The following is a 15,262-nucleotide window of genomic DNA, read 5'->3' on the forward strand; positions in this document are numbered from 1 at the left end:
GCAAGGGTTTGATGGGAAGCTCCGCACGGATGATGGTTCTTGTTGAAATTCCCCGCCAAACCTGTTGAAAGAGGAGTATGCCAGTACCATTACTTGACCTGACTCGCCAGCACACTCCTCTTGAGGATGAATTCAAGGCAGTCTTTGAACGGGTCTTCAAAAGCAATGCCTTTGTCCTTGGCCCGGATGTGAAGGCTCTTGAAGAAGAGATTGCGAGCTACTGTGATTGTTCGCATGCGGTCGGATTGAGCTCGGGAACCGATGCCCTGCTGGTTGCCCTGATGGCCTTGGGAATTGGCCCCGGTGATGAGGTGCTCTGTCCGTCATTCACCTTTTTCGGGACTGCCGGAAGCATTGCGCGCTTGGGTGCTGTGCCTGTATGGGTGGACGTGCTGCCAGATACCTTCAATATCGATCTGGCAGACGCCATCGACAAGGTGACAGACAAGACCAAGGCCATCATGCCGGTGCATCTCTATGGACAGTCTGCCGAGATGGAATGTGTGCAGGCCTTTGCCAGGAAATTTGGAGTTAAGATTATTGAGGATGTCGCCCAGGCGATTGGGGCGACCTATGGCGGGCGAAAAGTGGGGAGCTTCGGCGACTTCGGAGCGCTGAGCTTTTACCCGACCAAGAACCTTGGTGGCTTTGGTGATGGCGGCATGCTGGTGACCAACGATGCCGAACTTGCCGAGAAGGCCGTCTGGCTTCGCAACCATGGCATGAATCCGAAGTACTATCACAAGTACATTGGCGGAAACTTCCGTCTCGATTCACTCCAGGCAGCTCTCCTGCGCGTCAAGCTGCCACACTTGGAAAGCTACCACACAGCAAGGCGGGCTAATGCGGAGGCTTACACCGAAAGACTTGCCGGCCACTCCGGGGTCCTCTGCCCGCGAATCATTCCCAAGGCGCAATCCGTCTGGAACCAATACACACTCAGGATCCTGGACGGCAAGCGCGATGCCTTCCGTGAATTTCTTTCCGACCGGGGAATCGGAAATGACATTTACTATCCGTTGGGACTCCATGACCAGGAATGCTTTCAGGGAATCGGCCGCGGCGGGGAAAGCCTGACTGTCACTCCGATGCTCGCCAAGGAAGTTGTCAGTATCCCCTGCTTCCCGGAAATGACCGTGGATGAGCGGGAGGAAGTCCTCAAGGCAGTCTGGGACTTTGGCTACGCAAAGTGATTTCTTGAGTTTGAAATATCTTTGCCGCGCTAAACAGCGCCCACTTCCTTCGCATGCCGGGGCCGAGGTTTTGGGATTGGTCGAGGGAAGAAAAGTCTCAGGGCTGGAGCCGCTCGACCTGCCAGGTGTCACCGGATTTTGAATACATGAACCGGTCGTGCAGGCGGCTTTGGCGGCCCTGCCAGAATTCGTAGGACTCGGGAACGATCCGGTAACCTCCCCAGAAGGAGGGCAGGGGAATCTTTCCATCGGCAAATTTGCGCTTCATCTCTTCAAGTTTCGCCTCGAGAAGTGAACGCGACTTGATGACCGAAGACTGTTGGGAAGTCCATGCACCGAGGCGGCTGCCCAGCGGACGTGTGACAAAGTAGGCGAGTGACTCGCTGGTTGGGATTTTCTCGGCGGTACCGTTGATGCTGATCTGGCGCTCAAGATCGAGCCAGAGAAAGAGAATGGAGACCTTGCCATTGTGCTGGATATGCCTGGCCTTACGGCTCTCGAAATTGGTGAAGAAAATCAGCCCGCTGGGATCGAGTTTCTTGAGGAGCACGGTGCGTGTCCATGGCTGGCCATCGGAATCGACGGTTGAAAGCACCATGGCGTTGGGTTCCTTGATTTCGGATTCCCGCGCCTGTCCAAACCAGAACTTGAATTGCTCCATGGGGTCGGCATGGAGGGTCTCCTGGTTGAGTGCCTCGCGGCGGTATTCCTCTCTGAGATGCGTGACGTCCATTGAGAGTAGTGTTAGCGGACAAGGAAGAAAATGACAAGGCCGGCCAGGACAAAACGGTACCAGGCAAATATCGCCAGTCCGTGGCGGGTCAGGTAAGAAACGAGCCATTTGACGGCCAGGGCCGCAGAGACGAAGGCCACGAAAATTCCGAGCAAAAGCGGGCCCATGTCGATCGCCAGAAAGAGGGCCGGCCCGCTGCTGACGGCCTTGTAGCCCGCCGCTGCGGTCAAGGTAATGAGCCCGAGAAGAAAGCTGAACTCAGCCGCTTTGGTGGGGCGCAGGCCGGCAACATACCCGCCGACAATGGTCATCATGGAGCGGCTTGTTCCCGGCCACATGGCGATACATTGCATGAATCCGATAAAGAGGGATTGCCGAACACCGAGGGTGTGCAGGTCCACAATGTCATCATCATCGGGAAGCTGATGCTTGCGCCAGGATTCCACGGCCAGCATAAGGAAGCCGCCAACGATCAGGGCGATGGCGATGGGCAAGGGAGCGAAGAGCATGGACTCAATCCAGTCATCAAGCAGTAGGCCGAGGACTGCGGCCGGAAGAAATGCGACAATCAGGTTCCGGGCCAGGAGCCGTCCGTTGGGACTCAATCCGAGCACCCCGAGAATGACTTGCCAAACGCGACTCCAATACAAGAACAAGACGGCCAGAATGGCACCGGCCTGGATGACGATGGCATAGGCATCGGCAGCGGTCTTCAGCGTCACAGCCTCTCCGTCGGGCGTCATGAGAGGCGCCCCGGATTCGTCCAACATGGGGACTTCTGAATTCAGTTTGAGGACCTCATTGGTGATCAATAAGTGACCTGTGGAGGAAATGGGCAGGTATTCAGTGATGCCTTCGACAAGCCCGAGGATGACCGCATCCGTCCAGCCCAGCTCAGCCGGTGGCTCTGCAACCGGGGCAGTGCCGTCCTCGCCATGGATTGATCCAGCGGCAACAAGGAGACTAATCGATAGACACGAAAGGCGACAAAGCCGGCTAAGATTAAAACGATTCATGTATGTGATGGGTTGATCCAAATATTGGCGGGTATGGCAGCGGGTATCTTAGTTGTCAGAGGGAGGACTGGGTTGCTGTTCGTAGAAAGGGACGAGTGTTTCGAGATGGCCCTGCACGATTTTCCCAACGGTTGCTGCTGGAAGAAGCCCCTTGTGGAGCTCAAAGACAGCGGTAATCAGGGCCAGCTCAATATCCACCTTCTTCGGGCTGACGGCCTTCATTTCGGCTAGCAGTTCCATCGCCTTGGCCTCCGCCTTTTTGTAGTCTTCGAAATTCTGTTCCTGTGGAGTTGTCATTGGGCTGAGATTGGAGAGGACCGTGGCGACCGGTCAAGCTTGTGCTTGCTTGGACGGGTTCTGGGAGAAAACACTGCCGATGGCAAGAAGGAGATAGATTGCCATGCTCCCGTAAATGGCCGCCTCATAGCCTCCCATATAGTCTTTGCTGAGACTGAAAAACAAGGGTCCCACGGCACTTCCCCAGACCAGCCAGGCCATGGAGGCACCGTTGATCGCGCCAATATGGGCCCGTCCAAAATAGCGTGCATAGCCAACGGTGCTGAGGATTGGGAAGATGCCCCAGCTGATGCCCATTCCAATGACAAGAACGATCATTCCAATTTGGGTGGGAAGCATTAGCAGACTGCCACAAAAGACAAATCCGCCCAGGCAGAAAACGGTAATGACAAAGCGCAGCCGGATCCGGTCAGTTATGTAACCGACAACAAAATTTGCGGTGACTGAGAGGAAACTGGAATAGATGAAAAAGTTCAGAATGGTCTCACGCGGGACTTTGAAACTGCGCGCAAGGTCAATGACGTGGAAAGTGTAGGCCGTGGTGAACAGACCATGAAAGGAGAGGGAAATCGTGATAATCCAGAAGGAATAGGTCTTCATCGCCTCACCCCGTGTGAATTCCTTCAAAAGCAAGGTGTCTGGATTTTCATGACGCTTTTCCGGGCGCCAGCCATTGTCCATTTCCAACCCGCATTCCTCCGGGTTGTCGCGGAAGAAGACCCAGGCCAGGGCCGAGAGACCAAAAAACAGCAAGCCACCATTGACAAGGAGGCTTCCCCTCCAGCCGAAGAGCTGTATCTGCCAATCGAGGACACGCGGGGCGAGCGAGAATCCGAAGGCGACAAAACATCCACTGATGGCGACCATCCTCCCGCGTCTCAAATTCCACCATTTGGAGAGCATTGAACGGGAACCAAGGGTGACCATTCCCTGTCCGAAAAAGCGAATGCCCGTGAAGCCGAGTGAAGCCACGGCAAGCGCGAAGACAGTTGACCCCGTCATTCCGAAGAGGCTGATAATGCGGTCCATCTGGCTCATGTAGGCAAGGGCCACCCCGAAGAGCATCACGGAGACAACAAAGAACTTCCTCGCCCCCAGCTTGTCAAAAAGCACACCTCCTGTGGAAACCAGAAACCCGCTCAGGCCGGTGCCAACCAGATAGGCAGTCGTCATCTGCACACGGTCCAGACCAAGGGCCTCGATATAGGTGTCGGTGTAAACGCTCACCCCCATTGTCTGGCCAGGGATGCTGGCAATGATGCCGATTGTTGAGGCCGCGACAATAACCCAGCCGTAGAAGACAGGGAACTTCGCCGGATCAAAGGGGATCCGGGGATCCCATGGTGTTTTTGAAATTCCCATTTAGTTTTGCTCGGGAAAGGAGGATTCGTGCCACTTGCGCAAGGCAAGTTGACGAAAGTAAAGGACAACCGCGACAAAGCAGAACCCAAGCAGGCAGCAAAGCAACGTGGCCGCATAGATGGCGGAAATCTTCAATTCCGACTTGTAGATCATGATCATGAAGCCGAGCCCGCCAGCCCGGTTCGTGGAGCCCGCAAAAATCTCCCCGGTAACCGAACCGATCACGGCAAGGGTGGCGGCAATTTTCGCCCCGGTGAAAAAGTAGGGCAGGCTGTAAGGAACCCGGAGGAGAAACAATTCCTGCCATGGGCTTGCCTTGTAGATCCTGAACATCTCGCGTTGACCCTCGGGAACGGACATCAATCCCTGAAGTGTACTTGCAACAACGGGAAAAAACCCGATCAGGAAGGCAATGAGGGCGACGCTCTGGAGCCCGACATCGAAAAATATGACCACGATTGCCGCCATCGCAAGGATGGGAATCATCTGCATGAAAATGACAAATGGATACAGGCTGTACCGGAGGATGCGGATAGAGGCCATGGCAAGGCTGATGGCAAAGCCGATACTGATTGCGGCGATAAAGCCAATCATGGCCCCCATGAAGGTCACCCCGGTGGCCCTGAAGAGTGTTTCCCGCTCGCTGGCAAAGGCGATCAGGACATCGTGCGGTGCGGGCAGGATGAAGTCATGGAGGTTCCAATGCCCCTTGATCCAGTACCAGAGGGCGAGTAACAGGCATCCTGTAATGACCGGAAGGACGATCCGGCTTATCCTGTCGTTACGCGCTTTCACAGCCAAGGACCTCATGTAAGCGGGCAGTGGTTTCAGCCACCCGTTGTTGGAATTCAAGCGATTCCCGTGTATGGGAATCACGGGGGAATTGTAGCGGATTTTCAATGACAGCACTCACCCTTCCCGGATTCCTGCCGAGGATGATGATCCGGTTGGACAGGAAGACCGCCTCGTTGACCGAATGCGTCACGAAAAAGGCCGTCCAGTCCGTGTCCCGGTGCAAATCTAGAAGCTCTTCATTGAGCCGGTTGCGCGTGATGGCATCCAATGCGCCAAACGGTTCATCGAGAAGGAGCAGGTTGGGGGAGAGGCTCAGGGCACGCGCAATGGAGACCCGCATTTGCATGCCGCCACTGAGTTGGCGCGGATAGTAGTGCAGAACCTCTTCCAGTCCGACACGTCCGGCCCAGTGCCTGGCAACTTTTTCCTGCTTCTTCCGCGAATGTCCTTTCAAGCGCAGGGGCAGGGCGATGTTCTGTTCGACGGTGGCCCAAGGCAGGAGGGTGGCATCCTGAAAGATGAAAGCCGGGTTAATCTCCGGTCCGGCCTGTTCAATGGAGCCATTGCTCGCCTTCAGCAAACCGGCAACAAGGCGCAAAAGCGTCGACTTCCCGCATCCCGAAGGCCCGACAATGGCGACAATTTCACCGGGCTGGGCGGACAGGGAAACATGGTCGAGGACAAGGGGTCCATCGCCAAACCGTTTGCTGATCTCGGTGAGGGCGATGGCTGGTCCAGAATGCATGAGTCTTGGAGAAAAAGTTAATCCTGTTCGGGGTCAGTCCACTTGTCGTGTTTCTTGATCAATGCGATGAGTGCGTCCACAGCTTCCGCTGCAGGAATGTGGTATTGGACGCATTCCTTGCCAACATAAAGATTCACCTTGCCCGGGGCACCACCGACATAACCAAAGTCGGCATCGGCCATTTCGCCGGGCCCATTGACGATACACCCCATGACAGCAATTGTGACGCCCTTGAGGTGACCTGTCGCCTCCCGGATTCGCTGGGTGGTGGATTGGAGGTCAAACAAGGTGCGCCCACAGCTCGGGCAGGCAACGTACTCAGTTTTAGTCGAACGGGTCCGGGCTCCTTGAAGAATATCGTAGGCCAGCGTGGTTGACTGACGGATCGAAGGCACCGTTTCCACACTGATCATATCGCCAATGCCGTCACACAGGAGTGCGCCGCTGAGCATGCTTGCCTCGAGAAGCCGGTCACCAAAGTGATCTTTTTCCCGGTCGATCGAAGTCGCGGAACTGTTCCTGATCCAGACGGGATTGCGACTGTCCAATGCCGAGACAACCTCCGCAAGTTGCCGGTAGCGGCCGAGGGCGTGCGGCTTGGCATGTACGATCGCTGAGTCCGGTAAAGTGACTATGGCCGGCGATCCGGCGGCATCCAAGTCACCGGGAAACAATTTGGTCAAGCTCTCGGGCGAGATGGCGAGCGCTACCCGTGCCTTGGCCTCTGCCGCTTCAGTACAGAAGGAAATCCATTCACCCCTGTCGGTGTAGGTGGTCATCCATACATCGCCGGGACGGGTTCCCGCTTTCAGGGATTGTATCCATGAAGATTCGTATTCCAATCCGCTGCTGTCCCAGACCATGAATTCAACTACGCCGGACAACTTATTCCGCCAATCTGCCAAATCACCAAGCAATTCAGGCGTCAGTTTCAGGAGGAGGCCTTCAATGCGGGCATCCTTGAGCGCTTGCTGGGCGGAGTTCAGGCCGTCGATGTATGCCTCCATGGAAGGAACTGATTCCGGTGGCGGACCCGGTTGTATGACAAGCGGTGGCTCGAGTGGACCAAGCTTACAGGATGTCCCGAGAGAGCCTTCCTCAACGGCGCGGCGCTTGTAAGTGTATGGATCGACAGGGTCCGGGCTGGTGCGCTCTGCTGATTCCTCCCACAGCGCCATTGCCTTGTCGGCGAGCGCTTGCGCCACCGGGACTTCCGCTACCGGATCCTCCGTGAGGGAGACCCGGATCGTGTCACCCAAGCCATCATAAAGCAAGGACCCGATACCGATCGCACTCTTGATGCGGGCATCATCTCCATCACCGGCTTCAGTCACTCCCAGATGAAGGGGGTAATGCATATTTTCCTCGAGCATTTTGGCGACCATCAAACGGTATGCCTGTATCATCACCTTCGGGTTGGAAGCCTTCATGGAGAGGATGATGTCGTGGAAGCCGTGCGACTCGGCGATACGGATAAATTCAAGGGCGCTCTCACACATGCCAAGCGGCGTATCCCCGTAGCGGTTCATTATGCGGTCGGAAAGGCTGCCGTGGTTGGTCCCGATTCGCATGGCCCGACCGAGCTCCTTGCACCGCTTGACAATTGGCGAGAAGGATTCGTGCAAGCGCTGGATTTCGGAATCGTACTCAGAATCTGAATACTCCTTGACTTGAAACTTTTTCTTGTCGGCGTAGTTGCCCGGATTGATCCGGACCTTTTCCACATGCTTTACCGCCTCCATGGCGGCCTGCGGAAGAAAGTGGATGTCCGCCACGAGGGGAGTTTTCCCAAAACCGGCCGCGGTGAATTGCTTGCGGATCTCCCCCAGCGCTTCCGCCGCCTTGACGTTCTGGGCCGTGATACGGACGACTTCACATCCCGCCTCCGCGAGATCAATGCTCTGCTTCACGGTAGCCGCCACGTCCTGCGTGGGCGTTGTGGTCATTGACTGGACCACGAGCGGGTGCTTTCCCCCGATCACAATATCCCCGACCCGTACCTCGCGGCTGGCCCGCCGCACCGTCTGGAACCGGGATTGGCAATAAGGCAGTGGATTAGTCGTGGATGACGGCATTCTGGTTCAACTATTGTTCAGGTTGATCCTCAATTGTCTTTTCGACCGGCCCTCTAAACTGGATAGGAACGCGCTCGTCCATCGATTGCTCACCTTCTGTAATGGCAGATTCATTACGTCTCACTCGTCCCACATCGAAGAAAGTCACATAAATGAAGATCATCAGGAAGATCAGCATGAAGGCGCCTTGTGCCGATGCGATGACATTGGCAGGGATCGCCTTCCTGCGGATCTTGGCGATGGTCGCGAAGGCCATGTGCCCGCCATCCAGCACGGGAATGGGGAGCAAGTTGAGGATGGCCAGGTTCACGTTGATGAGGACAACGATGGAGAGCACCTCGAGGATTCCGATTTGGGATATGACGTAGAGCGTGTAGCTGATGCCGACCGGTCCCGATAGATTGCGGATACCGACATCCGATTGCGGATGTATCAAGGCTCCAAGAACGCGAAAAGTGACTTTGACCGCATCGACAACCTGAGCGACCGGATTGTAGTGACGGGTATCGAGAACTTGCTGCCAGCGCACCCCGATCATCGGCGTGGTGTCACCCGCCTTGTTGTAGATGACTTGCTCCGGAGTCAGACTTATTACGCGCTCATTCCCGTCATTTTCAATTGTGAGTTGCAGTTCCTTTTCCGGATTATCCCGAATGAGCCGACTGAGGGCAACTGTATGAAAAACCGGTTCCCCATTGACGGCCTTGATCTCATCGCCTTTCCCGAGACCTGCTCGTTCTGCCGGGGAGTTTTCCATGACATCGCCGATGAGGAGCGAATTTGCCGGGGCCATGCCAATCCGCCGGATATTCTCGAACTCATCAAGGATGGGGAAGACTTCGAGATTCAATTGCTCGCCTGCACGCTCGACAAGGATGTCCGTTTTGGGATTTCCCGATGCGGAACGGCGGACTCCGGTTGTGATTGCATAGGTGATGTCCTCCCAGTTTGAAATAGGTTGGTCATCAATCGCCAGGATTGTGTCGCCCGGTTGGATGCCCGCCCGGATGGCCGGTCCCTCGCGTTCCATGCCATCCGAGTCAACCAACTGGCTGGAGACATATCCGACGGTCGTGGACTCATATTGCTCTGAGACAGGAATACCCGTGACCCAGAGAATGCTTCCGAGCCCAAGGGCAAAGAGGATATTGAAAAAGGCCCCGGCAGCAGCGACGATCATTTTGTCGGCGTAGGAAATTGGTGGAAGCGGATCAGCTTCATCGTCCGGCGCCCCCTCAATGCCACGCAGGTCCGCAAGCTGTGGAAGGGCGACATATCCGCCCAGCGGGAACAGGGAGACGCGCCAGTCCACACCCTGCTTGTCCTTCCATCCGAACAAGCGTGGCCCAAATCCGATCGAGAAGCGCTCGATCTTCAGTTTGCGCCACCGGGCCGCAATGTAGTGTCCGTATTCGTGGATAAAGATAGAGGCCCCGAAAAACAGGACTACCAGGACGATCGCAAAGGGATCTGAAAGGATTCTTAGAAACATATCAGTTAGTTGAAATTACTCAGTCAGCGATCTTCTCGATTTGAGCCCCGGCAAATTGCAACAGCTCATTTTCGAGATCAAGCAGCTCCTCCAGGGAACCGGGTTCCTTGAATGACGCAGACTCCAGACAATGCCTGATCACTTTGGGAATGGCAAGAAAGCCCAGTTTTTTTTCAAGGAAGGCATCTACTGCGGCTTGGTTGGCAGAATTGTAGACAGCCGGGGCGATTCCGCCCTGTTGCAGGGCTTCGCGAGCCAGGGCGAGGCAGGGAAATTTATCCAGATCCGGCGGCCGAAGCTCAAGATTGTGAATTTTGGTGAAGTCCAGTCCCTCTTGGCAGGGCTCAACCTTGTCGGGCCAGGCAAGAACGTGCTGGATGGGGAAGGTCATCGACGGCGGCGCAAGCTGGGCCATGACGGATCCATCACGAAATTCGGTCATGCTGTGAATGATGCTCTGCGGATGGATAACGACATCGATTTGTCCGGGTTGCAGGCCAAAGAGCCATTTTGCCTCGATCATCTCCAGCCCCTTGTTGGCCATTGTGGCCGAGTCGATAGTCACCTTCGGGCCCATGTCCCAATTGGGATGGTCCAATGCCTGCTCAAGCGTGACTTCCTCCAGCTCGCGCTTCGTGTGGTGGAGGAAGGGGCCGCCGGAGGCAGTCAGCAAAATCCGTTTCAGGTTGGTGCGGTCCTTCAATCCCTCAAGGCACTGGAAGATGGCATTATGCTCGGAATCAACGGGAAGGATGCAGCCCTTGGATCGGGCCGCGGCTTCCATCACGAATTTCCCGGCAAGGACAAGGGTCTCCTTGTTGGCGAGGCCAACTGTCTTGCCGGCTTCAAGAGCGGCAATCGTGGGTCTAACCCCGACCGTTCCCGTGGTGGCGACAACGACCACATCGGCCTCCGGGAGAGTTGCCAGCGCCATTAATCCATCAAGACCGTCTTTCTTGTAAAGCGCACTGTGCGCCACCTTGAACTCTTCTTTGATAGCCTCAATGGCCTCCGAATTCTGGTTGGCGGCGATCCCGATCAATTGGAATCGCTCCGGATTATTCCGAATAACGGCGAGGGTGCTTTCCCCGATCGAACCGGTGGCTCCAAGGAGGACGACTTTTCTAAGTTCAGCCATACTGTGTTAAAAAAGAAGCCAGTTGATGAAGTAGGCAGTCGGGAAGGCAAGAATCAGGCTGTCGGCCAAATCAAAAACGCCGCCGATACCCCGAATGATGGTGCCGGAATCCTTCACCTTTGCTTCACGCTTGAAGGCGCTCTCAATCAGGTCCCCGATTACGCCGGCCAGGCAGATCAATACCCCTGAAATAGCCGCGGTTAAAATGGTCAGTCCCGCGGGCAGGGAATCCTTGGCCATGAGGACAAAGCCGACGCTGACCAAGACGGATAAAACAACTCCTCCGGCCAGTCCCTCCCAGGTTTTCTTGGGGCTGAATGCTGGCGCCATTTTTGTCTTTCCGATCCAGAGGCCGGTCAGCAAGGCACCCACATCGCCAAACTTGGCGACGGCAACGACCCAGACCGCGAGGATGATGCCAGATTCATGGACCATCAGGGCGGCGGTGAAAAACGGCATCAGCATGAGGATAAGTGCGCCGACAGTAATCATGGCGACGGAACCAAAGCTCCCGACACCAGTCTTGAAAAGGCTTGCGATAAAGGTGATGGCCAACCCGGCAGCGAGAATCGCCACCGGTGGCAATATCCATGGAGGGATCAGGATAGCGGCCAGAAGAATGACCACAAAAGCGGGTAGGGCGACATTGCGGTCCACCGGCCGGCCGGCCTGCCGCAGTAGCTCAAGCAGCTCATAAAAAGCCCCGGTTCCGAAGGCGGCGATTAGAATGAAAGCCCCCCATTTACCCAGAAGTAGCGGCAGGGTAATGACAATTGCCCAGAGGATGGCGGTAGCGATGATGCGTTGTTTCATGATGACGGGGATTGGATTTGTTCACCGGTCAGGCCGAAGCGGCGCTCCCGGGCGCAGTAGGCGTCGATAGCCCGGCGGAAGCATTCCGGGCCGAAATCAGGCCAGTTTTCCCGGGCGAAGTAGTATTCCGCGTAGGCACTTTGCATGAGAAGAAAATTGGAAATCCGGTGCTCGCCGGAGGTCCGTATGACAAGGTCCGGATCGGGCATGTTCCCGGTGTAAAGGTAGGATTGCAGGGTCTCCCAATTGAGTGCATCGGGATCTTCACTTCCTCTTTGCACCGCCTTGGCGTAGCTTTGAACGGCATCCAGCATTTCCGTACGCGACCCATAATTCAAGGCGAGCGAGAGGGTCCACTGATCAAAGTCCTTTGTTTCCTCGATTGTCTTCTCAAGAAGTTTACCAACCCGTTTGGGCATGTCCTGAAGGCGCCCGATGACCCGGAAACGAATCTTCTTTTCCACTAAATCCGTGGCCTGTGATTTGAGAAAGCTCTCAAGCAACCGCATCAGGGCATTCACTTCATGCTTCGGGCGGTTCCAGTTTTCGACCGAAAAGGCGTAGAGTGTGAGGTAGCGCAGATCCAGAGACTGGGCACATTCGACGATTTTTTTGACATTCTCGACCCCTTGCCGATGCCCTTCCTCGCGGGGCAAACCGCGCGCCTTTGCCCAGCGGCCGTTTCCGTCCATGATCACGGCGACATGGAGCGGCATGGGCTTGCTCGGTTCGGTTGGCTGTTTTTTCCGTTTTAACATGGATTGGTATGCGGGGTGTAGCAAAAGCGCCCGCAAAGGCAAGGCAACGGATTTAGATGTTATGGTCCATACAGCCAGCGGGATCTTCAGCGGCAACCCCGACAACCTTCGCCGGCACGCCGGCAACCGTCATGTGAGCTGGCACGTTTTCCAGGACGACGCTCCCCGCTCCGACGCGGGCGCATTCGCCGATGACGACATTGCCGAGAATCTTTGCCCCGGCCCCGATGAGCACACCCTGCCGCACCTTCGGGTGACGGTCGCCCCGGGCCTTCCCCGTTCCGCCAAGTGTCACCTCATGCAGAATGGAGACGTGATCGTCGATGACCGCGGTTTCCCCAATGACAATGCTAGTTGCGTGGTCGAAAAGGATACCGGAACCGATGCGGGCGGCCGGGTGGATGTCGACTGCAAAGACTTGAGAGATAATGCTTTGCAGATACAAAGACATCTCCCTGCGGTTGTTTTTCCAGAGCTGGTGGGCAATCCGGTAGGCCGTTAGGGCCTGGAAACCCTTGAAATAGAGGACCGGGGACAGGTAGCCCCTTGAGGCAGGATCGCGCTCATCAATCGCAACAATATCCTTTCGAGCCTGTTGTCCGATCTCCGGGTTGGCTTTCAAGGTTTCCTCAAACAGGTCGTGTAGATAGGGCTCGGAGACTGCATGGTGACCGAGCTTGCGGGAAATCCGGTGAGCCAGACTGGCCTCGAGGCTGTCGCAATCCAGGATACTTTCATGAATAAGCTCTGAGAGTACAGGCTCAGACTCAGCGGCCACCCGGGCCTCCTGGAGTAATTGTGCCCATACAGGGTCATCAGCGGTGTTGGTTGCGGATGGAATTGCCATTATCTTAAGTCTTTTTCCACAGTATCTGGCTTTCAGAATTATTGGCAAAAATCTTTTACAGAAATCTTTTGCCATTAAAAATTACGCTTTAAAACTCACGATACATGAGGCGTTTTTACGAAGTTGTATGCTTGTTTCTTCTTGTTTCAGTAGGGCTAAATTTGTTTGGTTCCAGTGATACCGATCAGGAAGATCTCATTGATGCCCTTTTTTCCAATCCCCAGTTCCTTTATGCCCAGCTCTCCCCAAATGGTCAATACCTGGCCTCTCTCTCACATTACCGGGGAAAACGAAGTGTCCTCGTACTGGATCTGAACACGAAGGAAATAAACGGTGTCACGGTAAGTAGAGGGGATGATGTCAGCAGTTTCCAGTGGATCGATGAAGATCACTTCATTTACCATGTAGCGAAGTGGGAGATTTATACCAAGGGTATTTATATCTACTCGGTGAGCAAACGGCGTGCGCAAAAGATTCTGGATCCATATGAGTCTGGATTACTCTACCGGGGTGTTGTGGATCCGATGGTTCATCACAAAGACAAATTCGCTTTAAAAATCACAAAAGGCCATTACACGAAACCTCCGGATCTGTATGTGATGAACCCCATTTCTCTGAGCCTCCGGAAAATGGCTGACAATCCGGGTGAGGTAAGTCGCTACATTGTCGATGAGGATGGCAACCCGCTTTTTGCCCTTGGTTGGGTGGATAGGAAGCCGTTTGTCCTACAATCTAATGAAGGCGAAGGCTGGCAGTTGACGGATTCATTCAATGAAGAATTCAAACCTGTCGATATGCTTCCCGGCAACCGCTATCTTTTGACAGAGTTGACTAACGGGGAGGGTTTTAGGGGGGTGAATCTCCTCGACTTGAAAACGGGTGAATTTCCCAATGCCCCGCGTTTCATGCCCGGATACGATCTGTTAGGTGGGAGTTCTTCCCCGATTATTGACAACATGAATGGGTATGTCATCGGCTTGCACTACCATCGGGAAAAACCGGGGAATTTCTGGTTTGACCAGAAACCACGTGAAATCGAGAGCCTGATTGCTTATGCCTTCCCGGATCACAACCTTCAGTTTCTGGGTTACAATCCACAGTCACAATGTGTCTATTATACGATTTCCAGTGACACACTTCCCCCGGCAATTTTCCAAGTCGATCTACAAGCCGGGAAATTCGCCAGAGTGTATAACCAGTTTCCGGAGGCCACTGGTCTTGATTTCCGCCCAATGCAACCAGTCAGTTTCCGCAGTGGGCAAGATGGTCCGTTAATCCATGGTTACTTGACCTTGCCGGAGGGACCGGGTCCGCATCCCACCGTCATGCTGATTCACGGTGGTCCACATGTTCGTGACACCTGGGGCTTTAATCCCGAGGTTCAATTTTTTGCGCTCAACGGCTATGCTGTCATGCAGGTCAACTACCGTGGCTCGGCTGGATACGGCAGTGATCATGCGCTTTCTTCTTTGGGCGAGGTAGCCGCCCTCTCGGTCGAGGATGTGATTCAAGGCGCTAAGTGGATGATTGAGGAAGGCGTTGCCGACCCGGAACGACTGGCCATAATGGGGGGAAGTTTCGGTGGTTTTATCAGTCTTGCTGCTGCGGCCCGTGAACCATCGCTTTGGAGTGCGGTCATTGGGTATGCTGGTGTGTACGACCTGAATGCATTGTACAAGCAGGACTCCCGACGGGATTTTAATTGGGTCGATGATTTTTTTGTGGATTATGATGAGGATCTTTATTCCAGCCTTTCCCCTGTTCACCTGGCGGCAGGCATGGAAGCGCCCGTATTGATTATTCATGGAAAAAACGATCAGCGAGTAAGAGTCTCGCAGGCAAAGAGCATGATTCGGGCCCTTAAAAAAGAGGACAAGCAGGTGGATTCGCTTTTCATTGGCTGGGGGGTTCACGGATTGCCTGAGGAAAAATATCGTAAGAAGTTTTTCTTGAAGATAATCAGTTTTCTAGACGAGCACATGTGAGCCGGAATTGTTT

Annotated in this window: 14 protein-coding genes; 2 read left to right on the forward strand and 12 right to left on the reverse strand. The window is 54.8% G+C overall.

Features of this window, described 5'->3' with window-relative positions; translation table 11 throughout:
* Nucleotides 1-77: 77 nt before the first annotated feature.
* Nucleotides 78-1,193 (forward strand): DegT/DnrJ/EryC1/StrS family aminotransferase, encoded by a 1,116-nt coding sequence (locus G0Q06_RS09805; protein WP_163965159.1) that lies wholly within the window; start codon nucleotides 78-80, stop codon nucleotides 1,191-1,193.
* Nucleotides 1,194-1,290: 97 nt separating this feature from the next.
* Here G0Q06_RS09805 and pdxH read toward each other — a convergent pair whose 3' ends face one another.
* The 12 genes from pdxH to cysE are packed head-to-tail and all read right to left on the reverse strand — an operon-like array spanning nucleotide 1,291 to nucleotide 13,264.
* A complete protein-coding gene (gene pdxH, locus G0Q06_RS09810) occupies nucleotides 1,291-1,926 on the reverse strand; it encodes a pyridoxamine 5'-phosphate oxidase (protein ID WP_163965161.1) in 636 nt (211 codons plus the stop codon).
* A gap of 11 nt (nucleotides 1,927-1,937) precedes the next feature.
* Entirely contained in the window at nucleotides 1,938-2,942 is a 1,005-nt protein-coding gene (locus G0Q06_RS09815) for an undecaprenyl-diphosphate phosphatase (RefSeq protein WP_238710472.1), read from the reverse strand.
* A gap of 48 nt (nucleotides 2,943-2,990) precedes the next feature.
* Nucleotides 2,991-3,239: a hypothetical protein gene (locus G0Q06_RS09820; protein ID WP_163965164.1), complete on the reverse strand. Its 249-nt coding sequence runs from the start codon at nucleotides 3,237-3,239 to the stop codon at nucleotides 2,991-2,993.
* Nucleotides 3,240-3,272: 33 nt separating this feature from the next.
* Complete coding sequence (locus G0Q06_RS09825; protein ID WP_163965166.1) at nucleotides 3,273-4,601, reverse strand: MFS transporter; 1,329 nt, start codon at nucleotides 4,599-4,601, stop codon at nucleotides 3,273-3,275.
* A complete protein-coding gene (locus G0Q06_RS09830; RefSeq protein WP_163965169.1) occupies nucleotides 4,602-5,411 on the reverse strand; it encodes an ABC transporter permease in 810 nt (269 codons plus the stop codon).
* Nucleotides 5,383-6,141 carry an ABC transporter ATP-binding protein gene (locus G0Q06_RS09835; protein WP_163965172.1) on the reverse strand — a complete coding sequence of 253 codons (759 nt, stop codon included), beginning with the start codon at nucleotides 6,139-6,141 and terminating at the stop codon, nucleotides 5,383-5,385. Before G0Q06_RS09835 ends, G0Q06_RS09830 begins: the two co-directional genes overlap by 29 nt.
* Before the next feature lie 17 nt (nucleotides 6,142-6,158).
* Nucleotides 6,159-8,216, reverse strand: a complete 2,058-nt coding sequence (ispG, locus tag G0Q06_RS09840) for a (E)-4-hydroxy-3-methylbut-2-enyl-diphosphate synthase (RefSeq protein WP_163965175.1) — start codon at nucleotides 8,214-8,216, stop codon at nucleotides 6,159-6,161.
* A 10-nt stretch (nucleotides 8,217-8,226) separates the two neighbouring features.
* Nucleotides 8,227-9,708, reverse strand: coding sequence for an RIP metalloprotease RseP (gene rseP, locus G0Q06_RS09845; protein WP_163965178.1), 1,482 nt, complete (start codon nucleotides 9,706-9,708; stop codon nucleotides 8,227-8,229).
* Nucleotides 9,709-9,727: 19 nt separating this feature from the next.
* On the reverse strand, nucleotides 9,728-10,846 hold the full coding sequence (gene dxr, locus G0Q06_RS09850) for a 1-deoxy-D-xylulose-5-phosphate reductoisomerase (protein ID WP_163965181.1): 1,119 nt from the start codon (nucleotides 10,844-10,846) through the stop codon (nucleotides 9,728-9,730).
* Between the two features lie 6 nt (nucleotides 10,847-10,852).
* Nucleotides 10,853-11,659 carry a phosphatidate cytidylyltransferase gene (locus tag G0Q06_RS09855; RefSeq protein WP_163965184.1) on the reverse strand — a complete coding sequence of 269 codons (807 nt, stop codon included), beginning with the start codon at nucleotides 11,657-11,659 and terminating at the stop codon, nucleotides 10,853-10,855.
* Nucleotides 11,656-12,417 carry a polyprenyl diphosphate synthase gene (gene uppS / locus G0Q06_RS09860; RefSeq protein WP_163965186.1) on the reverse strand — a complete coding sequence of 254 codons (762 nt, stop codon included), beginning with the start codon at nucleotides 12,415-12,417 and terminating at the stop codon, nucleotides 11,656-11,658. Before uppS ends, G0Q06_RS09855 begins: the two co-directional genes overlap by 4 nt.
* A gap of 52 nt (nucleotides 12,418-12,469) precedes the next feature.
* The gene (cysE, locus tag G0Q06_RS09865; protein ID WP_163965188.1) at nucleotides 12,470-13,264 is read right to left on the reverse strand and encodes a serine O-acetyltransferase; all 795 of its coding nucleotides are present in this window, start codon (nucleotides 13,262-13,264) and stop codon (nucleotides 12,470-12,472) included.
* Between the two features lie 104 nt (nucleotides 13,265-13,368).
* On the opposite strand from cysE, the gene G0Q06_RS09870 reads away from it, so the two are divergent.
* Nucleotides 13,369-15,249, forward strand: a complete 1,881-nt coding sequence (locus G0Q06_RS09870; RefSeq protein WP_163965190.1) for an alpha/beta hydrolase family protein — start codon at nucleotides 13,369-13,371, stop codon at nucleotides 15,247-15,249.
* The last annotated feature ends 13 nt before the right edge of the window (nucleotides 15,250-15,262 follow it).

The sequence above is a fragment of the Oceanipulchritudo coccoides genome (assembly GCF_010500615.1).
Lineage (GTDB): Bacteria > Verrucomicrobiota > Verrucomicrobiia > Opitutales > Oceanipulchritudinaceae > Oceanipulchritudo > Oceanipulchritudo coccoides.